We start from the raw sequence: 17,245 nt of genomic DNA, 5'->3' as shown, positions 1-17,245 counted from the left end.
CGATGCCAAAGAAAGTACTTGCAATGATTCTTGATGGAATTATTATTAAATAGTCCCATCTGAAAGACACAACATGAACAATGAAGGAGAACAAGCAAACATAAACCTATGAAAAAATAGGTTGAACCTTCTGAAACATGAGAACATGAAGCGAGAAGATTGCTCCATGTAATCACAATCAGGGGAGATGTTTGAAGAATGGCAAAAACAAACTTGGAGCAAACAAAAGGCAAAATTAAATTGGTAGGTCGCGTTAAAGGTATCGGAAACGATAATTCCAAAAAAGAAGGATTCACGAAGTCGGACAAGCAATTCAAGTCGCTTCAATTCTTCTTGGAAACGTCAGCAGTAAACCAAGTTCGAGTTGAATTGTTTGGTATGGAGCGAGAAGAAGTAGTTGCTTATTCCAGCAAAGCGAAGCAATCGAAGAAAGTTCCTTGGAAAAATCGTAAGAATGATTTAGGTGATTACAAGGTCTTGGGTACTGGATGCTACCTCGAAGTAGACCCTAACGATTCCAGCAAGAAATTGCGTATGGTATTGCCTGAGTTTGATGCAGTCGAGTACATTAAAGCCAACCTTAAAGATGGCGATGTTGTACGTGTGAATGGCGAGATCGACTTCCAAGAGTACGTGAACAAGCAAGGAAAAACAGTAAGTAGCAAGAAATTCATTATCAAGTCCATCACGAAGCTTGATGAGAAGCTTGACTTTAACTCTCCTGAGTTTAAAGAAGAATCGAAATTCGAGCATGAAATCATCATTTCTGATGTAATGCTGGACGACGAAAACAAGCGTCTCCACGTAAATGCAAAGACGATTAAGTATGGCGGCGATATTGTAGATACATCATTCACAGTAGATACTTTTCAGTATCCAAAGCTTGCTGGTAATATGACGAAGCGATTTGGTTTTGGTGACTTCATCAAAGTCTATGGACTCGTAATCAACTCAGTTATCCTCAAAGAAGCAGAAGAAAGTCTCGATGACGCTCCTGTATCTGATGATGATTGGGGCGGCGACGAAGAAATCCAAAAGGACTTCGAGAATAACTACATGAAGGACTATATCCAAGAACTGCAAATCATCTCTGTAGATTCCTCGACTTATGAGCCGAAGAAATACAAAGAAGAAGATCTGATTAGCGAAGACGAAGATGCGTTCAATGGTGACGTAAAAGGCGGCGCGAAAACAGGTGGCGATGACTTCTCCGATGATGATGAAGATGGAGAAGGCTTGGATGAACTTCCTTTCGAGTAACTTTAATTGACATGTAACTTGTGCCAATGAAAGTACCGAGGGGAAGAATCGAAAATAATCCTTCCCCTTTGGTACTCAAATACCAAAACCAAAGGGGTAATGCTGAATGATTAATGTACTCAATATCCAACCTAACCTACCGAAAGCTTTGATTTACGAATATATCTTCCTTGTATATGGAGTTGGAAAAGCTGGTAAATCAAGCCTGTTCTACAAACTCGCACAGACTGAATACATTGGAGGCTTAGACAAAGCACTTCTGATTGCTTTTGAGAAAGGCTACAAGGCTCTGCATGGCATTCATGCAGTACCTGTTCCTAATGATGATCCAGAAGACAAACGCGATTCTTGGGTGCAATTCCAAGACCTTGTAACGCAGTTAGTCGAACACCGTAAGGCGGTATCATACCGAATGTTGGCATTCGACACACTGGATTACATGTACAAATACGCTACTGAATACATCATCAAGCGTGAACGTATCGCTCGTAAAGATGCGAAGATTAAACAAATCAACGACATCCCTTGGGGGCAAGGTCATGCAATGGTCGAAGAAGAAGTTGATAAGCAAATCAAACGACTTGTCAATGCTGGATACGGCATCTTCATGATTACGCATGATAAGGAGAAGAAGATTGAGACTAAGAGCGGTCAGTCTTATGACAAGACGACTGTAACGCTTCCAGAACGTGCGAAGAACCTGTTCGTTAATATGTCCGACTTCATCTTGTACATCAGCATCGACAAAGAAGTAGTGAGCGGAAACGTCAAAGAAACACGCTATATTCACTTCCGTTCTGATGGTGATATCGAAGCAGGAAGCCGTTTCGAAAATGTTCCGAACAAAATCGAATACGATGTTGATCTTATGGTTGAGACGTTTGAGAATGCCGTCTTGTCATCGTACAAGAATGATGCTAGTGCAATGAAAAAGGCAAAGGTTGAACAAGAGAAACAGCTTGAAGTACGTATTGAAGAGTACGTGAGTGACGAGGTAGAAGGCGCGGAAAAGACTTCTGAACAGTACATTGAAGAAATCTCTCTTATGATTACTAAGATGGATGCAGAACAACAGACTGAATTGAAGAAGCAGTTCAAGGAAGCTAATGGAAGCATCAATTATAAGAAATATACAGAGATTGAACAGCTTCAACGTGCATCTGAAATTGCAACACAAATTCTTGGCTAAACAGATGCCAAAGAAAGTACTTATGGAGAGCCAAAGCTCTTCATAAGTACAAACAATAAAACATGGAGGAATTTAACATGAGAATCAGTGATGTAGCTATTGGACAATGGAATCAAATTTGCAAGAAAAAAGAAGGTATTCGACGCACAAAGTACAAACTTCTTCGTGCCATTGTAATGGGTAATGTGGCACACACCTATATGTCAAAAGACTACATTATTCGCTACCATGACATGAACATCTTGGTCAGTCGTACTGGTCTGATTCTTACAATTTGGCGCGATAGTGTTAGTAATCCTATCATGGTTTACGATGAGGAAAAAGCTGAATACGATGCAAGTACTACACACAAAGAAAATAAAATAAAAGCTAATCACAGACACAAAGACATAATGCGCGAACAATTGAAAAATTCAATCGAAAGAAAACAACTAAACTAACCTAAAGGGGATATAGAAAATGTTGAATAAAATCGTAAACAAATTCCGCAAAGCAAAGATTGTCATCCTTTCCAATGAAGATAAGGTAAAAGAATTGAGCGATAAAGCTATTGGGTTGTTCGACCACATGAAAAAAGCGCATAGTGAACTTGATGTAATTAATAATGAACTTGACTTAATTATCGTTTCCGAAGAACAAAAGATTGAAAAGGAAATAGAAAATCACCAACGTAAGATTAAGCAACTTACTGACAATAAAATTCGTGCCATTGAAGAGAAAGGTATGAATACGAAAGTGCAAGAAAAACTTTCAGACTTCATTCGATAATTACGGGTAAAACTCTATAAATTAAAACCAAAAACATATATAAGGGAGCTAATACAAATGACAACAATCTACACTTCTACGGACAGCCATAACGACAACTACCCACAATTCAGCAATGCAATCCAAGAACGTTTCGCATCTTTCAGTGATAAGCCGCTGTTCATGACGAGTGCCGCAGAAGGACTGTTCGATGTATTCTTGGAGAATCTTCCAGAACACGCTCGTCAACACTACACTTGCCGTTGTTGCAAACAGTTCATTGAACGTTTCGGTGGCTTGGTACATATCAACGAGAATGGCGAAATGGTTTCCGTCCTGTGGGACGAGAGTGAAACGCCTAAATTCTTCTCTAAGTCTGTAAAGGCTATGAAGCGCAGCATCCTTAACTCTCGCGTAACTGGCATGTTCATTTCGAGTGAGAGAGTACTTGGAACACCATCATCTGGCGGTTGGAGCCATATGTCTGTAGAACTTCCAAGAGCGAATGTATTCAACAATCGCTTGAAGACTGCTGGACAGGAAATGGCTGAGAAGAAAGAAGACTTCCGTATCTTAATTGCTGGATTACTGGCGTATCCTATAGAAGCTGTTGACCAAGCATTGGCATTACTTCAATCCGAATCTCTGTATCGCGGAGACCGCTATGTAGGTATCGCACAATGGATTAAAGAGTTGCATGAGATGCGTGAGAACGCAAAGAACAGCCGCATACGCGACAACATCACATGGTTGGCTGTAGCAACTGCACCAAATGGCTTCTGCCACATTAAGTCAAGCATGATTGGTACATTACTTGATGATATTGTATCTGGATATGACACTGATTCGATTGTTCGACGCTTTGCAGATAAAATGAATCCAGCAACATTCCAACGTTCACAAACTGCTCCTTCGCAGGGTAACATCCAGCAAGCAGAGAAGATTGTTGAGAAACTTGGCATTGCAAATTCCTTGTTACGCCGCTATGCAACAATCGAAGAGATTCCGCAATTCATCTGGAAAGGGAAAGAAGTTACTAAAAAGCCTGTTTCTAAGTCTAGTGGAGTATTCGGAAACATTAAACCTCGTTCCAATGCCGAAGAAAGTACTAATGTTAACGGTCTAGTTCTGCCGAAAACAGTGATGACTTTTGATAAGTTCCAACGCACAGTGATGCCAACAGCGGATAGTATTGAAGTGTTGGTTGACAATGCAAATCGCCTAATGGCTCTGGTTACAGCCACAGACGAAACAGCACCAAATATCCTGCAATGGGATAACACATTCTCTTGGTACTACCATGGCGGTATTGATGGTGAAATCAAGCGGCGTGTTGAGAGTCAGGGTGGTAAGTACGAGAACAATGAAATTCGTTGCTCCTTGATTTGGGAGAACTACACAGACCTTGACTTGCATGTAATCACTCCAAATCGTGAACACATCTACTACGGTGATAGATATGGTCGTTGTGGTGGGAACCTTGACATTGATATGAATGCAGGAGGTCGTACTTCCTTGACTCCTGTCGAAAATATTCGTTGGAGCAATGGTAAAGCGCGTGAAGGTCGCTATCAGTTCTATGTTTATAACTTCTCTGAGCGTGGAAATGGTATCACACCATTCAAAGTTGAGCTTGAAGTAAACGGAAAAGTCTTCACATTCAATAGTTCCTTGCAAGACAGCCAAAAGATTAACGCATTCGAGTTCAACTACATCAAAGGTCAAACACCTACAATATCTGGTACAAATTACTCATCTGTTGACGCATGGGACATTTCAGTAAATGGTTTCGTGAAGGTTCAAGGAATCACTGAATCTCCTAACTTATGGGGCGAGAAGAAAGCTACGAATGCAGGTCATCATGTCTTCTTCTTACTGGAAGGATGTAAAGACACTTCCGAGGGTAAGGGTCGCGGATTCTTTACAGAAACTTTACAACCTGAGTTGCGTGAAGTTCGGAAGACGCTTGAAGCGTATACAGCGAATACACCAATCGAAGGCGCGGAAGACGCAACTGCTTGCGGCGTAGGATACAGCAAAGACAGCGAGTGGAATCTGATTATGAAAGTAACGACAGGTAACTCCACACGCCTTATCAAGATTGACCGTTGGGATTAATAATTAATCACACAAAACATAAATCCTAAAAAACATAAAGGGAGCTAATAAACATGAACAGTTACGAGCATGATGCGATTGAAGAACAGGTGGAGAGATGGTTTGAAGGTTACTCACTCGAAAGGGTGAGCAACCACCTCCGACGAGTAGTGATTGGTACAACTTCCGCTCTAACATCGTATAAGAGTTTCCTTGGATTAAAATATGCAAAAGAGTACGATGTTTCTACAATTGAATTGGACTTCACAGAAAGTCTTCAATATACACGACGAAACATCTATGGGCATACACTTTCTTGTTACAATGTCGAATGTGCGATTGATGAAGGCGAAAAAATTGTGTACTGGAAGGCTGTGCCTATGGAAGATTGAATGAAAGGTGAGTGGTGCAATGGATGCAATAGTAATGAGTAGTAAAGTTTTAGTGGTAACGCAAATTAATCGTAAAACAAAAGCGCAAATGTTTCAGAATCTTAAATTAGGAAGTAAGATTCAACTTTCAATTCCTGTTAAAAGAGCTGGCACTGGTCGTGGCACATACGCGAGTTATATATGTACAGAGAACGTAGATACAAGCGAAACAAATTACAGTTCATTCAACCAATTGCCAGCATTGTTAAGCGCATTTGAGTTCGAAGAATTAAACTAACAAAACAAAAACCAACCTAAAAGGGGATATAACAAAATGAAAATTGTTAAGACAGGCGAAATTACGAGAATTTTTTCTGATGACTTGAAGACTTTCGATAAGATTCCAGTGGGTAACTACAAGGTTTGTTTCCATCCTATGATGGGCTTCTACTTAGAAGATGCTGATTCATTTAAAATAAACGAGAAACCTTACGGCAAGCATCCACAGAAAATCGCTAAAGTTGTTAGCCTGTATAACAACATCGAACGTAGCGTAGGCGTGATTCTGAGCGGTAAAAAAGGTATGGGTAAATCAATGTTTGCTCGGCTTCTTTCTGCAAGCTTTGCTGAGACGCATGAAATGCCAACAATCATTGTTACAGAAGCTTATCAAGGAATCGTTGAATTTATTGAATCAATCAAGCAAGAATGCATCGTAATGTTCGATGAGTTTGAGAAAGTGTTCGACAACTCCGAAAAGAAAGAACATCAAGATAAGTTGCTTAGTTTGTTCGATGGTGTTTCTCAAACAAAACGCCTGTATGTAGTGACTGTGAATGAGATTAGACGAGTTAATCAATACATGATTAATCGCCCAGGTCGTTTCCACTATCATTTACAATTCAATTACCCTTCTGCCGAAGAAATCGAATTGTACCTAAAAGATAAGTTGAAGCCTGAGTATCATAACCAAATTACTCTTGTACAACGCTTCTCCAATCGCTTTGACTTGAACTACGATTCATTACGAGCAATCGCCTTTGAACTGAACTTGGGTTATAGCTTCTTAGAGACAATGGAAGACTTGAATATCTCTTCCACAGAAAATGAGTCTGTTCGATACGATGTAACTATTCACCATAGCAATGGACTTGTTGTTACCACAGAAGAAAGTATTAACTTGATGAGTGCTTTAACTCGAATTGGATATCATACCTCTGGGGACTTTGCTTCTGTTATGTTCTCACCTCTTGAAGTTGAAATCATTGATAAAGAAGTATTCACAGCATACTCTGAAAATGTTGACTTCGATGTGCGATACGATAACGACAATGAAGTTCTTACTGACGAGAGTGAAATTACAGTCGATAAGATTGTATTCAAGAAGCGTGTCGTAGGTGGAGCACAGTATGGTAAAGAATTTAGAGACTTGGTTTAATAATGGCTGATATTATTCTGAAACAAGTTAGCGAGGACGAGGGTGAAGAGTTTGCATCTACACCCTCGAAACCCAAAGCAATGAGAGTGTATCATCTGAATGATGGAGATATTTTCACTGTCAAAGGGCATACCTTTGAGCTTGAAGAGAAGTTGTTTTACGAAGTGAAGCAATGTGGGTATGACAAATTTATGCAAACTATATGGGAAAGAACTGGAAGCGTGTTTTCGATAAGCGAACTAAATACCTACATTCAGAAGACTTAGAATGGAGAATATCATGAGAAAAGAAAGTATTATACAGGAAATTCAAGCATTAAGACCTTCTATACGTGAAGTCCGTAAGACAATTGTAGAAGAGGTCAATGCGGAAAGCAGTCTTGATAAGGAATCTTATGCTCAAATCGCAAGTTATCTAAATTTTCTTGTACACGATGTAGAAGAAATAAGGAGAATTGCCTTGCATAGAAGTAAATAAAATACGTGTTCCATTTAGAACAAGGGAGAGAATTTGAATGAATGTTTTCTGGTTGGTCGTGTATGCCTCATGTACATTTTATGCTGTAAATAACACGATTAAGATAATTAACGAAAAGCCAATTGACAAAAAAATCATAGTGCTTTACTTCGTATCTGCGACATTATTCTTCATTACTTTATTCTTAGAACATTTGACTAAAATGCTTGGAAGCTAATAGCAACATTAATCAGACGATTAACCCAATCCGCGAAAAACTAGGAGGATTTATGGAAAAGTATACACTGAGCAAGACGGAAGCGAGAAACATCTTTATCGTAACTATCGTTGGTGATTCGAATGATGCGGATTACATTACGACAGAGGAAGTCTATAATAAATCTGACTTCGACGAATACGTTGTTAATGCTCTAATTGACTTGATGACAAATTACAGCAACAATCATCAACTGGAAAACTATCCTAATAAGTTCGACTTATCAATTCCTCATAATGGATGGGATGGGTACTGTCACTCTCTGGAATCTGTAACCATTAAGCATATTGACGATAATGGTGAGCATTGGGACGTAGAAATGATTCTTCCAGATGACGAAGAGGATGAAGAAGAAGGAGAGTGTGAAGAATGACACAACAGAATCCGCAAATCGAGAATATTTTTAACTACCATCCTCCGAAGGAAGGACAGCCTGAGAAGTACACTGAAATTCGCAACAAGGCAAAAGAACTAGCTTACCTAATCGAAGAAATGTGTCCGAATAGTCGAGAGAAATCGTTGGCTATCACAAACTTGCAACAAACTACCTTTTGGGCGAATGCTTCAATTGCGATTAATGAATAGGAGAGTGTGACATATGGAGTTTCTAATACTAGTATTGGCGACTGTCAATTGGTTCTGGCAAGGTTTTGTATTCATGAAGGTGTGGAATTGGTTCCCTACTGAACTGTTTGGCGCACCAGCGATTAGTTTGGCTGGCTCGATGGGATTATTACTTGGACTCGTATTCTTGCGAAGTATCAACATCGGAAAGAAACATGAAAATCCAACCGCAGAAGACCGCTTAAAGGATGTAATCTCTATGTCCATTTCATATGCTTTCGTCTTGTTGTTTGGATTCATTCTTCAAGCATTCATTTAAAATTATATAGAAGCCAAAGAAAGTAGAGTGATAAAATGAAAAAATCAAAGCTTGACGAAGTGAGCCGAAGGTTGAATCAAGAGAAGAATAATCTCATAGCGGATTTGCCAGCACATTTGCAGGATGATTTCGCTAAAGAAGGCTATATATCTGGTGGTTGCATCTACAGTCTGTATAACGACAAGGAGCCGAAGGATTACGATTTCTTCGTGCGTAGTCGATCTCTATCTGATAAGCTTCGCGAGTTCTTTATGAGTCTCGTTGTACAAGAGACAACTGATGATGGAGAACCGAAGAAAAAAAACATCTACATTGTACACTACAAAGGAAATCGTGTTGTCATCACGAAAAATGCGATTTCTATCGGCAACAAATACCAAATTATTACCAAGTTTATCGGGACTCCAAAGGAAGTTGTTATAGAGTTCGACTTCAAGCACAACATGTTCTACCACCAGAATGGCAGAATTGACACTCTAAGCGATTGGGACTACTTAGACAGTAATTCCCTATTCTACAACGAACAAAGGGCTAGGGATATTTCTGGAACGATTATACGAGTCCACAAGTTCTGTGAGCGTGGCATGACGATTACAAACGCCGAAATGTGCAAGATGTTGCGGAAGCTTCGTGATGTCGGCTTTACCGAAAGAGAAAACGAAATCATCGAGAATATTAGTTCCTACTAATCAAATAAATCACACAATAGGGAGATGTTTATACATGGCTAAATTTACAGTAGGTCAATTGGTTAAGGTTCGCGAAGGTCTTAAAGGCGGCACTGATATCGGAGATACTTACTTCAGCGAACAAATGGAACAGTTTTGTGGTCAGGAGTTTACGATTGAGGATGTATGTGACAATAATTACCATCTTCAAGGGCAAGATTGGACGTTCAGCGAAGAAATGCTTGAAGATGCTATTCCGTTGGTTCCGTCGAGAGTGCTGGAAGTTGGTCAAATTCACCGAATGGAAATCTATGTTGAACGCATCATCCTAAACGACCCTGCAACTATTATGTTCTATAAAACAGCAATCTACAATACAACATCTGGTGTATTCTCTGAATGGAGCGAAACGAAGAAGGTCGTTGCGAAAGCAAACAAATCCATTGGCGACCAGTTCACTGAGCAAAAGGGTGTTGATGTTGTGCTCTTGAAGGCATACCGCAAGGAAATTGAACGTCTGCTACGTAAAGCATAATCAGGCAAACTAAAGAAGGTATGGTCTACGGACTATACCTTTTGAACTTTAATTAGGGGTGTGTCAGATAGATGATTAAGTACATTACAGAAGAGAGTAGTAATAGTTGTAACGTGTTTCTGGTCGATGATGAATATGATATTAAGGTTCTTGTAGCTGTGGTCTTTGACAAGGCACATGCAAGCATTATTGCGAGAAAGCTTAATGAATACATTCAATCCAAAAACAAATAGGAACGGCTAAAATAGTTTTATATTGATGCCAAAGAAAGTATTGACTTATATATGGTTAACTTCTATAATAATAAATAGATGTTAACCCCTTTTAATTTATATAAAAGAATTTAAAACACAAACATTAGGAGATGATTAAATGCGTCAACTGGTATTGCTTCGTGGAGCTATGGGTGCTGGTAAGACTACATTCATCAAAGAAAACAAACTACAACAATATGTATTGAGTGCAGATGATATTCGATTGCTGTTCCAAACGCCTATAATGACAGAAACAGGGAAAACAGCTATCAGCGCAAAAAACGATGGCAGAGTGTGGAAGTTGCTGATGGAGTTGTTAGAAGAACGAATGAAGCGTGGAGAGTTCACCATCATTGATGCGACACACGCTAAACAAGAAATGATTGCACAATACAAAAGCTTGGCGCAACGCTATCGCTATCGTGTTAATGTACTGGACTTTTCAGATGTTCCTTTGGAAACATTGTTGGAACAGAATCGTAAGCGTGACGAGCATAAGCATGTTCCAGAACATGTAATTATGAACGCTCATCAGCGTATGCAGACTGAGCATGTACCTAAATGGGTAAATCTTGTAAAACCTAACGAATATCACGATACAATGCGTTTCAGTACAACAGATTACAGCGACTATAAGCGTATCCATCATATCGGTGATGTACAAGGTTGTTTTGATGCGTTGATGAATTACTTCCATGAAACAGGTCATACGTGGGGTAAAGATGGTGAAGTTACTCTTTATCCAAACTTAAATGACGATGAACTGTACATCTTTGTTGGTGACATGCTAGATAGAGGGATTCAGAATGCAGAAGTGTTGAAATTCTTTCTGCATATTTGTGAACGCAAGAATGTCGCTATCGTCGAAGGAAACCATGAGATTCACTTGTGGAATTGGGCTAATGATGAGAAAAGCTTTAGCAAAGAGTTCGTCAATTATACACAGCCGCAACTTGAAGATGGTTTGAGCGAAGAGGAAATTGTAGAGTTGAAGAAAGCTGTACGCCAGCTTTACCGCCGACTTCGCCAGCTTGTCTACTACACATATAAAGGTAAAAAGGTAATCGTTACTCATGGCGGTTTGTCTAAGTTGCCAGAAAATCTGATATACATTTCGACGCACCAATTCATTAATGGAGTTGGCGATTATGAAGTTGATATCGACAATCATTGGGATGAAAACCTTCCTTATGAAACGCTGTACGCACATGGAGGTCGTGGGAATCCTCGTCTTATAGCCATTTCGATGCCAAAGAAAGTAGAGATATATCAAATCCATGGACACCGCAATATTTTCCGTCTACCAGTACAGGCAGGGGAATACAGCTTTAATCTTGAAGGTCAAGTCGAGTTCGGTGGTCATCTTCGCGCTGTCACATTGACCGATGAAGGATTTGAGACGCATGAGATTAAAAACCATGTCTTCAAGATTCGCAAAGGAAATACGCCTAAAACGATTGACGAAGATATCAGCATGGAGCAGTTCATTGAGTATCTAGCGAATCACAAGGAAATCATTGAGAAGGATTTGGGTGGAAATATCTATTCATATAACTTCTCGCGAGACGCATTCCGAGATAAAAATTGGGACGATATTAATGTCAAAGCGCGTGGTCTGTTTATCAATAAGAACACAAAAGAAATTGTATCGCGCTCGTACAACAAGTTTTTCAATGTTAATGAACGTTCATTCACGAAGTTGAATGCACTTGCCGACAACCTTGTGTTCCCTGTTCAAGTCTATGATAAGCCGAATGGCTATCTTGGCACAGTAGGATATGATTCGGAATCTGATTCCCTGATTTTCACATCGAAATCGACGAATCAAGGCGACCATGCTGGCTGGCTGAAAGAACTGTTTGTGTCAAAACTTAGTCACACTCAATTAGAAGCAATTAAACATGACTTGAAGGATATGAATGTTGCTCTAGTATTTGAGGTAATTAAAGCAAAAGAAGACCCTCACATCATCGAGTACACAAGTGACAATCTTGTACTGCTTGACGTTGTGAATCGTACAGTCCAGTACGGAAAACTTCCGTACATTGATGTTGTAGGACTTGCAAGTCATTATGGCTTCGAGCACAAGAAACTGATGCACACATTCGATAACTGGACTGAGTTCTACTACTGGTATCGTGATGTTACTGCCGATATGTCCATCAAGGATGAAGGTTTTGTAATCGAGGATGCGGCAGGATTCATGACCAAAATCAAACTGCCTTATTATAACTTCTGGAAGCAATTCCGAAGCATTAAGGATAAGTTCGCGAAACGCCATGAACACACTGTAAGAGGTGGAAGCTTGTACACTCCACTGCACAATAAAGTGTTCAAGTGGATGAAAGGGCAAGATGGTCATTGGCTCAAGGAGAACAATATTATTGCAGTTCGCAAGGCATTTGATCGTGACCAATCTGTAAAAGATGCCTAAGAAAGTACTAACGTAAGCTGTGAATAACAGCCTTCCTAACATGAATGCGTGATACGAGAAAATCGTACTCATAGCAATCATTCAAGGGAGATGTTCAAATGATTTTTTGTCTGATTGGTCATTCATCTAGCGGTAAGTCTACAGTGGAGCGAAATCTGGAAGAGGTGGGTTATCCAAGGATAATCTCATATACAACTCGTCCAATGCGCGAGAAAGAGAAAGATGGGGTTGATTATCACTTTATAGAACGCTCCACTTTTGCGGAGTTGGAGAAACAAGGGTTTTTCGCTGAAAAAGCGAGATACCGCGATTGGTATTATGGCTTGTCTCTCAATGGTATCGACTATAAGAATAAGGATTACATCGTTGTAGTCACAACGCATGGCTATGACGAACTTGTTCGAGTTGTTGGAGAAGAGAATGTTATTGCCATTCACATCAAAGTTGAGGAAAGAGAACGCATCATTCGCCAATTGAATCGTGGTGATGAAGTGGATGAGGTTTTCAGACGCATCTACACAGACCGCAAGGACTTTGCAGGAGTAGAAGACATTTGTCACTTTACTGTCATCAACAATGGTATGACTGAAACGATGCAAGATGTGACCCATATCATCAATCTTCTTGGCAACGCTAAATAAAACAAGGAGGTCTGTTCATGGCTGAACGATATGTCAAATGTCAGTTCTGTGAGCAGACAGCACCCTTTAAACAAAGAGACACTTTGGCTCATGAAGTCAAAGTGTCTAGCAAAGGGAAGTCTGTGAATCAATACTGGCATCGTGAATGTTATCCAAAAGAGTTAGAGAAACGTGAGTTTTTGCTGAACGAACAAAAGCAGAAGGACGAAATGTTCGAGACAGTGAAAAAAATATACAAAATCAACTTCTCTCCGTCAAAGAGTTGGTGGGAGATGATTGCTGATTTGCGAGAAGGAACGAATAGATATCAAAAGTTTTGGAAGAAAAAGTATAAGCAAGGCGTTCCATTCAACGTCATCAAAGAAGCGTTTCTGCTGAGTGTTCAAGACATTGAATGGGCGAGAATGTCAAAGAATTTCAAGACTTTAGAACATGAAATGCGCTATGGCTTGATTGTTATGCAAGGTAAGGTGAATGATGCTTTCCGCAAAATGAAAACGCGAGAGCAACAATCAAAAATTAACGAAGCAATGGAAGCTGTCCACATAGAAGATATGAGGGACAACAGGGAAGTGTCATTCAAGAAGACACAACAAGATAGAGACTACAGCTATCTTCTTGGAGATGACTAAGGGGTTGATTTGATTTGAGTATTAAGCAGTTATCAACGGAAAGTTACAACAAGGAAGCTATGTTAGTGGGTATCCTTTGGAACAATCCTGATATGTTTGACATTTATAACGAGGAAAAACTTAACAAGAAGACTTTTGGTAATGTGATTTGGGCTTTTTATATGGGAATTGCAAGGAAGCTTCACAAGGAAAACTATTCGGTTTTCGATGATATCACAGTTCAACAGGCAGTTACAGAATTGAAGTTGAATGAAAGATATGAGAAGTATGGTGGTTATGAAATCATCGAAGAGTTGATGGAAGAAACAAAGGAAGCATTAGAAAACTTCGAAGGTTACTATGATGAGGTCAAGAAATACGCATTACTTCGTGAGTATTATAAACTTTTCGGAGATAAGGTTATCGAGCAGAGAGACAATTATGATTACAAAAAACTATCTCGAAATGAAATCTCGATGTACTGGAATGACAAGTTAAACAATATTGACATAGATCACAATGAGACAAATATCGTCGCATATAACCTTTTGGCAAACCTCAAAGATTTCATTAATAAGTTGGATATCAATCCTGACTTGGGAATGCCATTTTACAAAGGACGAAAGCTTACTGATATTATCAATGGTTGGGCTACTGGTACATTAAGCATTATTGGAGCCTTCTCTGGTAATGGTAAGTCCAGTTTCGTGATGGAAAAGCTGATTATGTCTTGCATCCAAGAAGGCGAAAAGCTTGCAATCATTGCGAACGAAATGGACTTAGAACAGTACCAGAAGATGTTGCTCATTACTGTAATGGGTGCGGAAATGTATGAAAAGTTTAAAGATTACTTTGGCGATAAGGTTCGATTTAATCGGAAGTCTATCAATAAGGGTAACTTTACAGCCGAAGAGAAGATGAAGCTTGAATTAGCTGTTGAATGGGTCGAAGAAAAAATTGATGGTAACGATAGTCTGATTAAGCTAATTCCTCTCGAAGAATACACGATGGATAATGTTGAGAAGGTTGTTAAGAAATTCGCTCGTCGCGGATATCATCGTTGGATTGTCGATACAGCGAAGCCATCTGAGGGTGGTGGTAGCAAGGAGCGCTGGAGAGTGTTCGTCGAAGACTTCGACAGACTCTACAAGTTAGCTCGTAAGCAAGGTGGAGGTCTTAACCTTGCGATGATGGCTACTGTTCAACAAGCAGATACACATGTTGGCAAGTACTGGCTCAATGAACAATGTCTTGCTGATGGTAAAAAAATTAAGAACGTAGCAGACCTTGTATGGCATTTACGTCCTGTGCATCCACAGGAATACGAAGGTGGAGCCAACGAACTTGAAGTAATTAACTGGATTCGCAAGAGTGATGATATGTTCAATCAGGATGAAGGCGTTGACGACGATGTATCGTTCCAGACAGACGATGGAACAACGCTTATGAAACAGAAGGTTACATTGAAGCAAGGAAAGGTTTATTACTTGTTGTTCACCAGTAAAAATCGGCGCGGCATGACTAATCTGACTGGTCTTGATGTTCTGGTGTTAGAGGTTGACTTTAACTCGAACAGATGGAAAGAGATTGGTTGGTGTAAGAATGTCCGAAGAGATGACTTCATGTAATAGGGTGATACGATGAACATAAACGACTTGCCTATTATAAAGGAACGAATTTATGAAGAAGGCTTAGTAGAGCCAATACTTGAAGCTCTCGAATGCGAATATATCACACCTGTTGGAACTAGGTGGGAAGCACAACTTCCTGAAAGATTCCACAGTAATAATCGTCGTTCAGTTCAAGTATATCTATCTGAATCACTTCCCTCGAAGGTTAGAAGTAAACAGATTTCGGGCGATATTTACATGCTTGTTGGATATATCTTGTACGAAGTTGAAACTTTTGATGAATTGAAAGATGTACTTCATCAAGTGAAAGCGTGGATTTGCAATCTGCTTGGATGGCATGAGTACCTTGAAATGCGTGATGATTTCGAAGAAGTCATTGAGAAGAAAGATTATCTATCCTTCCTCAGACCAACGCAGAAGGCTCGTAAGAAACGGAAGAGAATGCAAACCATGAGAGATAAAGAAAATCAAGTTTTGGACAAAGACTCTGTTTTCAGTTGGTATCGTGCGATTCCGCACGAACACTTCATTGAGGATGGAATCAGTGTTCGGACGCAACGGATTTTCGAAGTGATGTTCGATGAAACGACGATGCGAGTTGTGTTTCCAGTACATAACTCGCAAGGAGAGTTGGTTTCGATTAAAGGTCGATATGTTGGAGAGGATGAATGGGTTCTTGATGAAATCAAGTATCTCTACCTGTACAGCTATGACAAGAGCATTGAATTATTCAATTATCATAGAGCATTACAATATATCAAAGAAACAGGTGAAGTAATTGTCTTCGAATCCGAAAAGTCCTGCATGAAAGCATTCCAATATGGTTTCAAGAATTGCGTAGCGATTTGCGGCTCCGAGTTGAGTCCAGTACAGGCACATATGCTCATTATGCTTGGCGTTGATATAACTTTTGCATTCGATAATGATATGGATGATGAGCATGTAAGAAAGCAAGCGAAGCAGATACGAACACGAAAATGCTTCTGGATTAAAGACACTATCGGACTTCTCGGTGAGAAGGACGCGCCTGTCGATAAGGGGAAGGTAACGTGGGAAAATTTGATAAACGAGTGTCGAAGTGTCTTATAGCACTTCCTGTACTTTCAGTTCTGTTAGCGGCTCTTACTACTGGCAGTAGTCAAAGCCATGAAGAAGAAATAAAGGCACAAACAGTTGAACCAAAGACAGCAATGTATTATAATCCTTTGATGGAGAATGCTCTGCAAATCATGATGCAGGAGCAGAAGAAAGTCGATGAAGAGAAAAATGTTCAAGAGAAAAAGAAAAAGGCGGTAGTTATAGCCGCAGAAGTAAAACCTGAGCCAAAGTTTGTGGCGAAACCAGTTGTTAAAAAGAAGAAGGAAGAAAAACCGAAAAAGGTTGTTTCTGATGAAGGCGAATGGGAAACGTACAGACTTACTCATTACGGAATGGATTGTAAAGGTTGTAGTGGCATTACAGCGGCAGGAATTGACGTTAGAAATACCACAGAGTATCTAGGGTATAGAGTTCTGTCTGTTGATAAGCGAAGAATCCCTCTTGGTTCTATTGTTGTAATTAAAGATGGAGATACCACATATGAAGCAATTGCCATAGATACTGGCGGCGCAATAAAGGGCAATAAGCTTGATTTACTTGTAGGTAGCGAGAAGGAATCTAATAAACTTGGTGTGAAAAATGTTCAGCTAAAGGTCGTGAGAGAAGGATGGCAAGAAAAAAGGCAGAAGTAGCAGTCGAACCAAACAAGGCGAGG

Annotated in this window: 21 protein-coding genes; all 21 read left to right on the top strand. The window is 39.8% G+C overall.

All coding sequences use genetic code 11. The features are described from left to right. Positions 1–198: 198 nt before the first annotated feature. The 21 genes from FPZ44_RS24085 to FPZ44_RS23985 all read left to right on the top strand — a co-directional run bounded on the left by FPZ44_RS24085 (position 199) and on the right by FPZ44_RS23985 (position 17,222). Positions 199–1,260 (top strand): hypothetical protein, encoded by a 1,062-nt coding sequence (locus tag FPZ44_RS24085; RefSeq protein ID WP_144994797.1) that lies wholly within the window; start codon positions 199–201, stop codon positions 1,258–1,260. A gap of 106 nt (positions 1,261–1,366) precedes the next feature. Further along, positions 1,367–2,449: an ATP-binding protein gene (locus FPZ44_RS24080; protein ID WP_144994795.1), complete on the top strand. Its 1,083-nt coding sequence runs from the start codon at positions 1,367–1,369 to the stop codon at positions 2,447–2,449. 77 nt (positions 2,450–2,526) lie between these two features. Further along, positions 2,527–2,889 carry a hypothetical protein gene (locus FPZ44_RS24075; protein WP_261378526.1) on the top strand — a complete coding sequence of 121 codons (363 nt, stop codon included), beginning with the start codon at positions 2,527–2,529 and terminating at the stop codon, positions 2,887–2,889. 19 nt (positions 2,890–2,908) lie between these two features. Then, positions 2,909–3,217, top strand: a complete 309-nt coding sequence (locus tag FPZ44_RS24070) for a hypothetical protein (protein ID WP_144994793.1) — start codon at positions 2,909–2,911, stop codon at positions 3,215–3,217. Between the two features lie 57 nt (positions 3,218–3,274). Continuing rightward, positions 3,275–5,314 (top strand): YfaP family protein, encoded by a 2,040-nt coding sequence (locus FPZ44_RS24065; protein ID WP_144994791.1) that lies wholly within the window; start codon positions 3,275–3,277, stop codon positions 5,312–5,314. A gap of 53 nt (positions 5,315–5,367) precedes the next feature. Then, positions 5,368–5,685 carry a hypothetical protein gene (locus tag FPZ44_RS24060; RefSeq protein ID WP_144994789.1) on the top strand — a complete coding sequence of 106 codons (318 nt, stop codon included), beginning with the start codon at positions 5,368–5,370 and terminating at the stop codon, positions 5,683–5,685. Positions 5,686–5,704: 19 nt separating this feature from the next. Continuing rightward, the gene (locus FPZ44_RS24055) at positions 5,705–5,962 is read left to right on the top strand and encodes a hypothetical protein (protein WP_144994787.1); all 258 of its coding nucleotides are present in this window, start codon (positions 5,705–5,707) and stop codon (positions 5,960–5,962) included. Positions 5,963–5,998: 36 nt separating this feature from the next. After that, complete coding sequence (locus FPZ44_RS24050) at positions 5,999–7,102, top strand: AAA family ATPase (RefSeq protein WP_144994785.1); 1,104 nt, start codon at positions 5,999–6,001, stop codon at positions 7,100–7,102. 2 nt (positions 7,103–7,104) lie between these two features. Beyond that, positions 7,105–7,368, top strand: a complete 264-nt coding sequence (locus FPZ44_RS24045) for a hypothetical protein (protein WP_144994783.1) — start codon at positions 7,105–7,107, stop codon at positions 7,366–7,368. Positions 7,369–7,381: 13 nt separating this feature from the next. Further along, positions 7,382–7,579 (top strand): hypothetical protein, encoded by a 198-nt coding sequence (locus tag FPZ44_RS24040; protein ID WP_144994781.1) that lies wholly within the window; start codon positions 7,382–7,384, stop codon positions 7,577–7,579. 269 nt (positions 7,580–7,848) lie between these two features. Next, on the top strand, positions 7,849–8,208 hold the full coding sequence (locus tag FPZ44_RS24035; protein ID WP_144994779.1) for a hypothetical protein: 360 nt from the start codon (positions 7,849–7,851) through the stop codon (positions 8,206–8,208). Further along, entirely contained in the window at positions 8,205–8,420 is a 216-nt protein-coding gene (locus FPZ44_RS24030) for an Acb2/Tad1 domain-containing protein (RefSeq protein WP_144994777.1), read from the top strand. Before FPZ44_RS24035 ends, FPZ44_RS24030 begins: the two co-directional genes overlap by 4 nt. Positions 8,421–8,433: 13 nt before the next feature. Continuing rightward, positions 8,434–8,718 carry a hypothetical protein gene (locus FPZ44_RS24025; protein WP_144994775.1) on the top strand — a complete coding sequence of 95 codons (285 nt, stop codon included), beginning with the start codon at positions 8,434–8,436 and terminating at the stop codon, positions 8,716–8,718. Between the two features lie 35 nt (positions 8,719–8,753). Then, complete coding sequence (locus tag FPZ44_RS24020; RefSeq protein ID WP_144994774.1) at positions 8,754–9,407, top strand: Gabija anti-defense Gad2 family protein; 654 nt, start codon at positions 8,754–8,756, stop codon at positions 9,405–9,407. Positions 9,408–9,441: 34 nt separating this feature from the next. Continuing rightward, positions 9,442–9,921, top strand: coding sequence for a hypothetical protein (locus FPZ44_RS24015; protein WP_144994772.1), 480 nt, complete (start codon positions 9,442–9,444; stop codon positions 9,919–9,921). Between the two features lie 372 nt (positions 9,922–10,293). Next, entirely contained in the window at positions 10,294–12,609 is a 2,316-nt protein-coding gene (locus FPZ44_RS24010) for an RNA ligase (RefSeq protein ID WP_144994769.1), read from the top strand. A 98-nt stretch (positions 12,610–12,707) separates the two neighbouring features. Continuing rightward, entirely contained in the window at positions 12,708–13,250 is a 543-nt protein-coding gene (locus tag FPZ44_RS24005; RefSeq protein ID WP_144994767.1) for a guanylate kinase, read from the top strand. Positions 13,251–13,267: 17 nt separating this feature from the next. Further along, positions 13,268–13,882 (top strand): hypothetical protein, encoded by a 615-nt coding sequence (locus FPZ44_RS24000; protein WP_144994765.1) that lies wholly within the window; start codon positions 13,268–13,270, stop codon positions 13,880–13,882. A 14-nt stretch (positions 13,883–13,896) separates the two neighbouring features. After that, positions 13,897–15,489, top strand: coding sequence for a replicative DNA helicase (locus tag FPZ44_RS23995; RefSeq protein ID WP_144994763.1), 1,593 nt, complete (start codon positions 13,897–13,899; stop codon positions 15,487–15,489). Between the two features lie 12 nt (positions 15,490–15,501). Next, positions 15,502–16,581: a toprim domain-containing protein gene (locus tag FPZ44_RS23990; protein ID WP_144994761.1), complete on the top strand. Its 1,080-nt coding sequence runs from the start codon at positions 15,502–15,504 to the stop codon at positions 16,579–16,581. Then, positions 16,542–17,222: a 3D domain-containing protein gene (locus FPZ44_RS23985; protein ID WP_261378525.1), complete on the top strand. Its 681-nt coding sequence runs from the start codon at positions 16,542–16,544 to the stop codon at positions 17,220–17,222. Before FPZ44_RS23990 ends, FPZ44_RS23985 begins: the two co-directional genes overlap by 40 nt. The last annotated feature ends 23 nt before the right edge of the window (positions 17,223–17,245 follow it).

Source organism: Paenibacillus agilis (genome assembly GCF_007786455.1).
GTDB lineage: Bacteria > Bacillota > Bacilli > Paenibacillales > Paenibacillaceae > Paenibacillus_B > Paenibacillus_B agilis.
The sequence above is the reverse complement of the archived record's forward strand: the minus strand, read 5'-3'. Positions and strand labels throughout refer to the sequence as shown.

Excerpts from the sequence above, each read along its gene's own strand:
- FPZ44_RS24085 (WP_144994797.1), top strand. The coding sequence starts at position 199 with ATGGCAAAAACAAACTTGGAGCAAACAAAAGGCAAAATTAAATTGGTA.
- FPZ44_RS24080 (WP_144994795.1), top strand. The coding sequence starts at position 1,367 with ATGATTAATGTACTCAATATCCAACCTAACCTACCGAAAGCTTTGATT.
- FPZ44_RS24075 (WP_261378526.1), top strand. The coding sequence starts at position 2,527 with ATGAGAATCAGTGATGTAGCTATTGGACAATGGAATCAAATTTGCAAG.
- FPZ44_RS24070 (WP_144994793.1), top strand. The coding sequence starts at position 2,909 with ATGTTGAATAAAATCGTAAACAAATTCCGCAAAGCAAAGATTGTCATC.
- FPZ44_RS24065 (WP_144994791.1), top strand. The coding sequence starts at position 3,275 with ATGACAACAATCTACACTTCTACGGACAGCCATAACGACAACTACCCA.
- FPZ44_RS24060 (WP_144994789.1), top strand. The coding sequence starts at position 5,368 with ATGAACAGTTACGAGCATGATGCGATTGAAGAACAGGTGGAGAGATGG.
- FPZ44_RS24055 (WP_144994787.1), top strand. The coding sequence starts at position 5,705 with ATGGATGCAATAGTAATGAGTAGTAAAGTTTTAGTGGTAACGCAAATT.
- FPZ44_RS24050 (WP_144994785.1), top strand. The coding sequence starts at position 5,999 with ATGAAAATTGTTAAGACAGGCGAAATTACGAGAATTTTTTCTGATGAC.
- FPZ44_RS24045 (WP_144994783.1), top strand. The coding sequence starts at position 7,105 with ATGGCTGATATTATTCTGAAACAAGTTAGCGAGGACGAGGGTGAAGAG.
- FPZ44_RS24040 (WP_144994781.1), top strand. The coding sequence starts at position 7,382 with ATGAGAAAAGAAAGTATTATACAGGAAATTCAAGCATTAAGACCTTCT.
- FPZ44_RS24035 (WP_144994779.1), top strand. The coding sequence starts at position 7,849 with ATGGAAAAGTATACACTGAGCAAGACGGAAGCGAGAAACATCTTTATC.
- FPZ44_RS24030 (WP_144994777.1), top strand. The coding sequence starts at position 8,205 with ATGACACAACAGAATCCGCAAATCGAGAATATTTTTAACTACCATCCT.
- FPZ44_RS24025 (WP_144994775.1), top strand. The coding sequence starts at position 8,434 with ATGGAGTTTCTAATACTAGTATTGGCGACTGTCAATTGGTTCTGGCAA.
- FPZ44_RS24020 (WP_144994774.1), top strand. The coding sequence starts at position 8,754 with ATGAAAAAATCAAAGCTTGACGAAGTGAGCCGAAGGTTGAATCAAGAG.
- FPZ44_RS24015 (WP_144994772.1), top strand. The coding sequence starts at position 9,442 with ATGGCTAAATTTACAGTAGGTCAATTGGTTAAGGTTCGCGAAGGTCTT.
- FPZ44_RS24010 (WP_144994769.1), top strand. The coding sequence starts at position 10,294 with ATGCGTCAACTGGTATTGCTTCGTGGAGCTATGGGTGCTGGTAAGACT.
- FPZ44_RS24005 (WP_144994767.1), top strand. The coding sequence starts at position 12,708 with ATGATTTTTTGTCTGATTGGTCATTCATCTAGCGGTAAGTCTACAGTG.
- FPZ44_RS24000 (WP_144994765.1), top strand. The coding sequence starts at position 13,268 with ATGGCTGAACGATATGTCAAATGTCAGTTCTGTGAGCAGACAGCACCC.
- FPZ44_RS23990 (WP_144994761.1), top strand. The coding sequence starts at position 15,502 with ATGAACATAAACGACTTGCCTATTATAAAGGAACGAATTTATGAAGAA.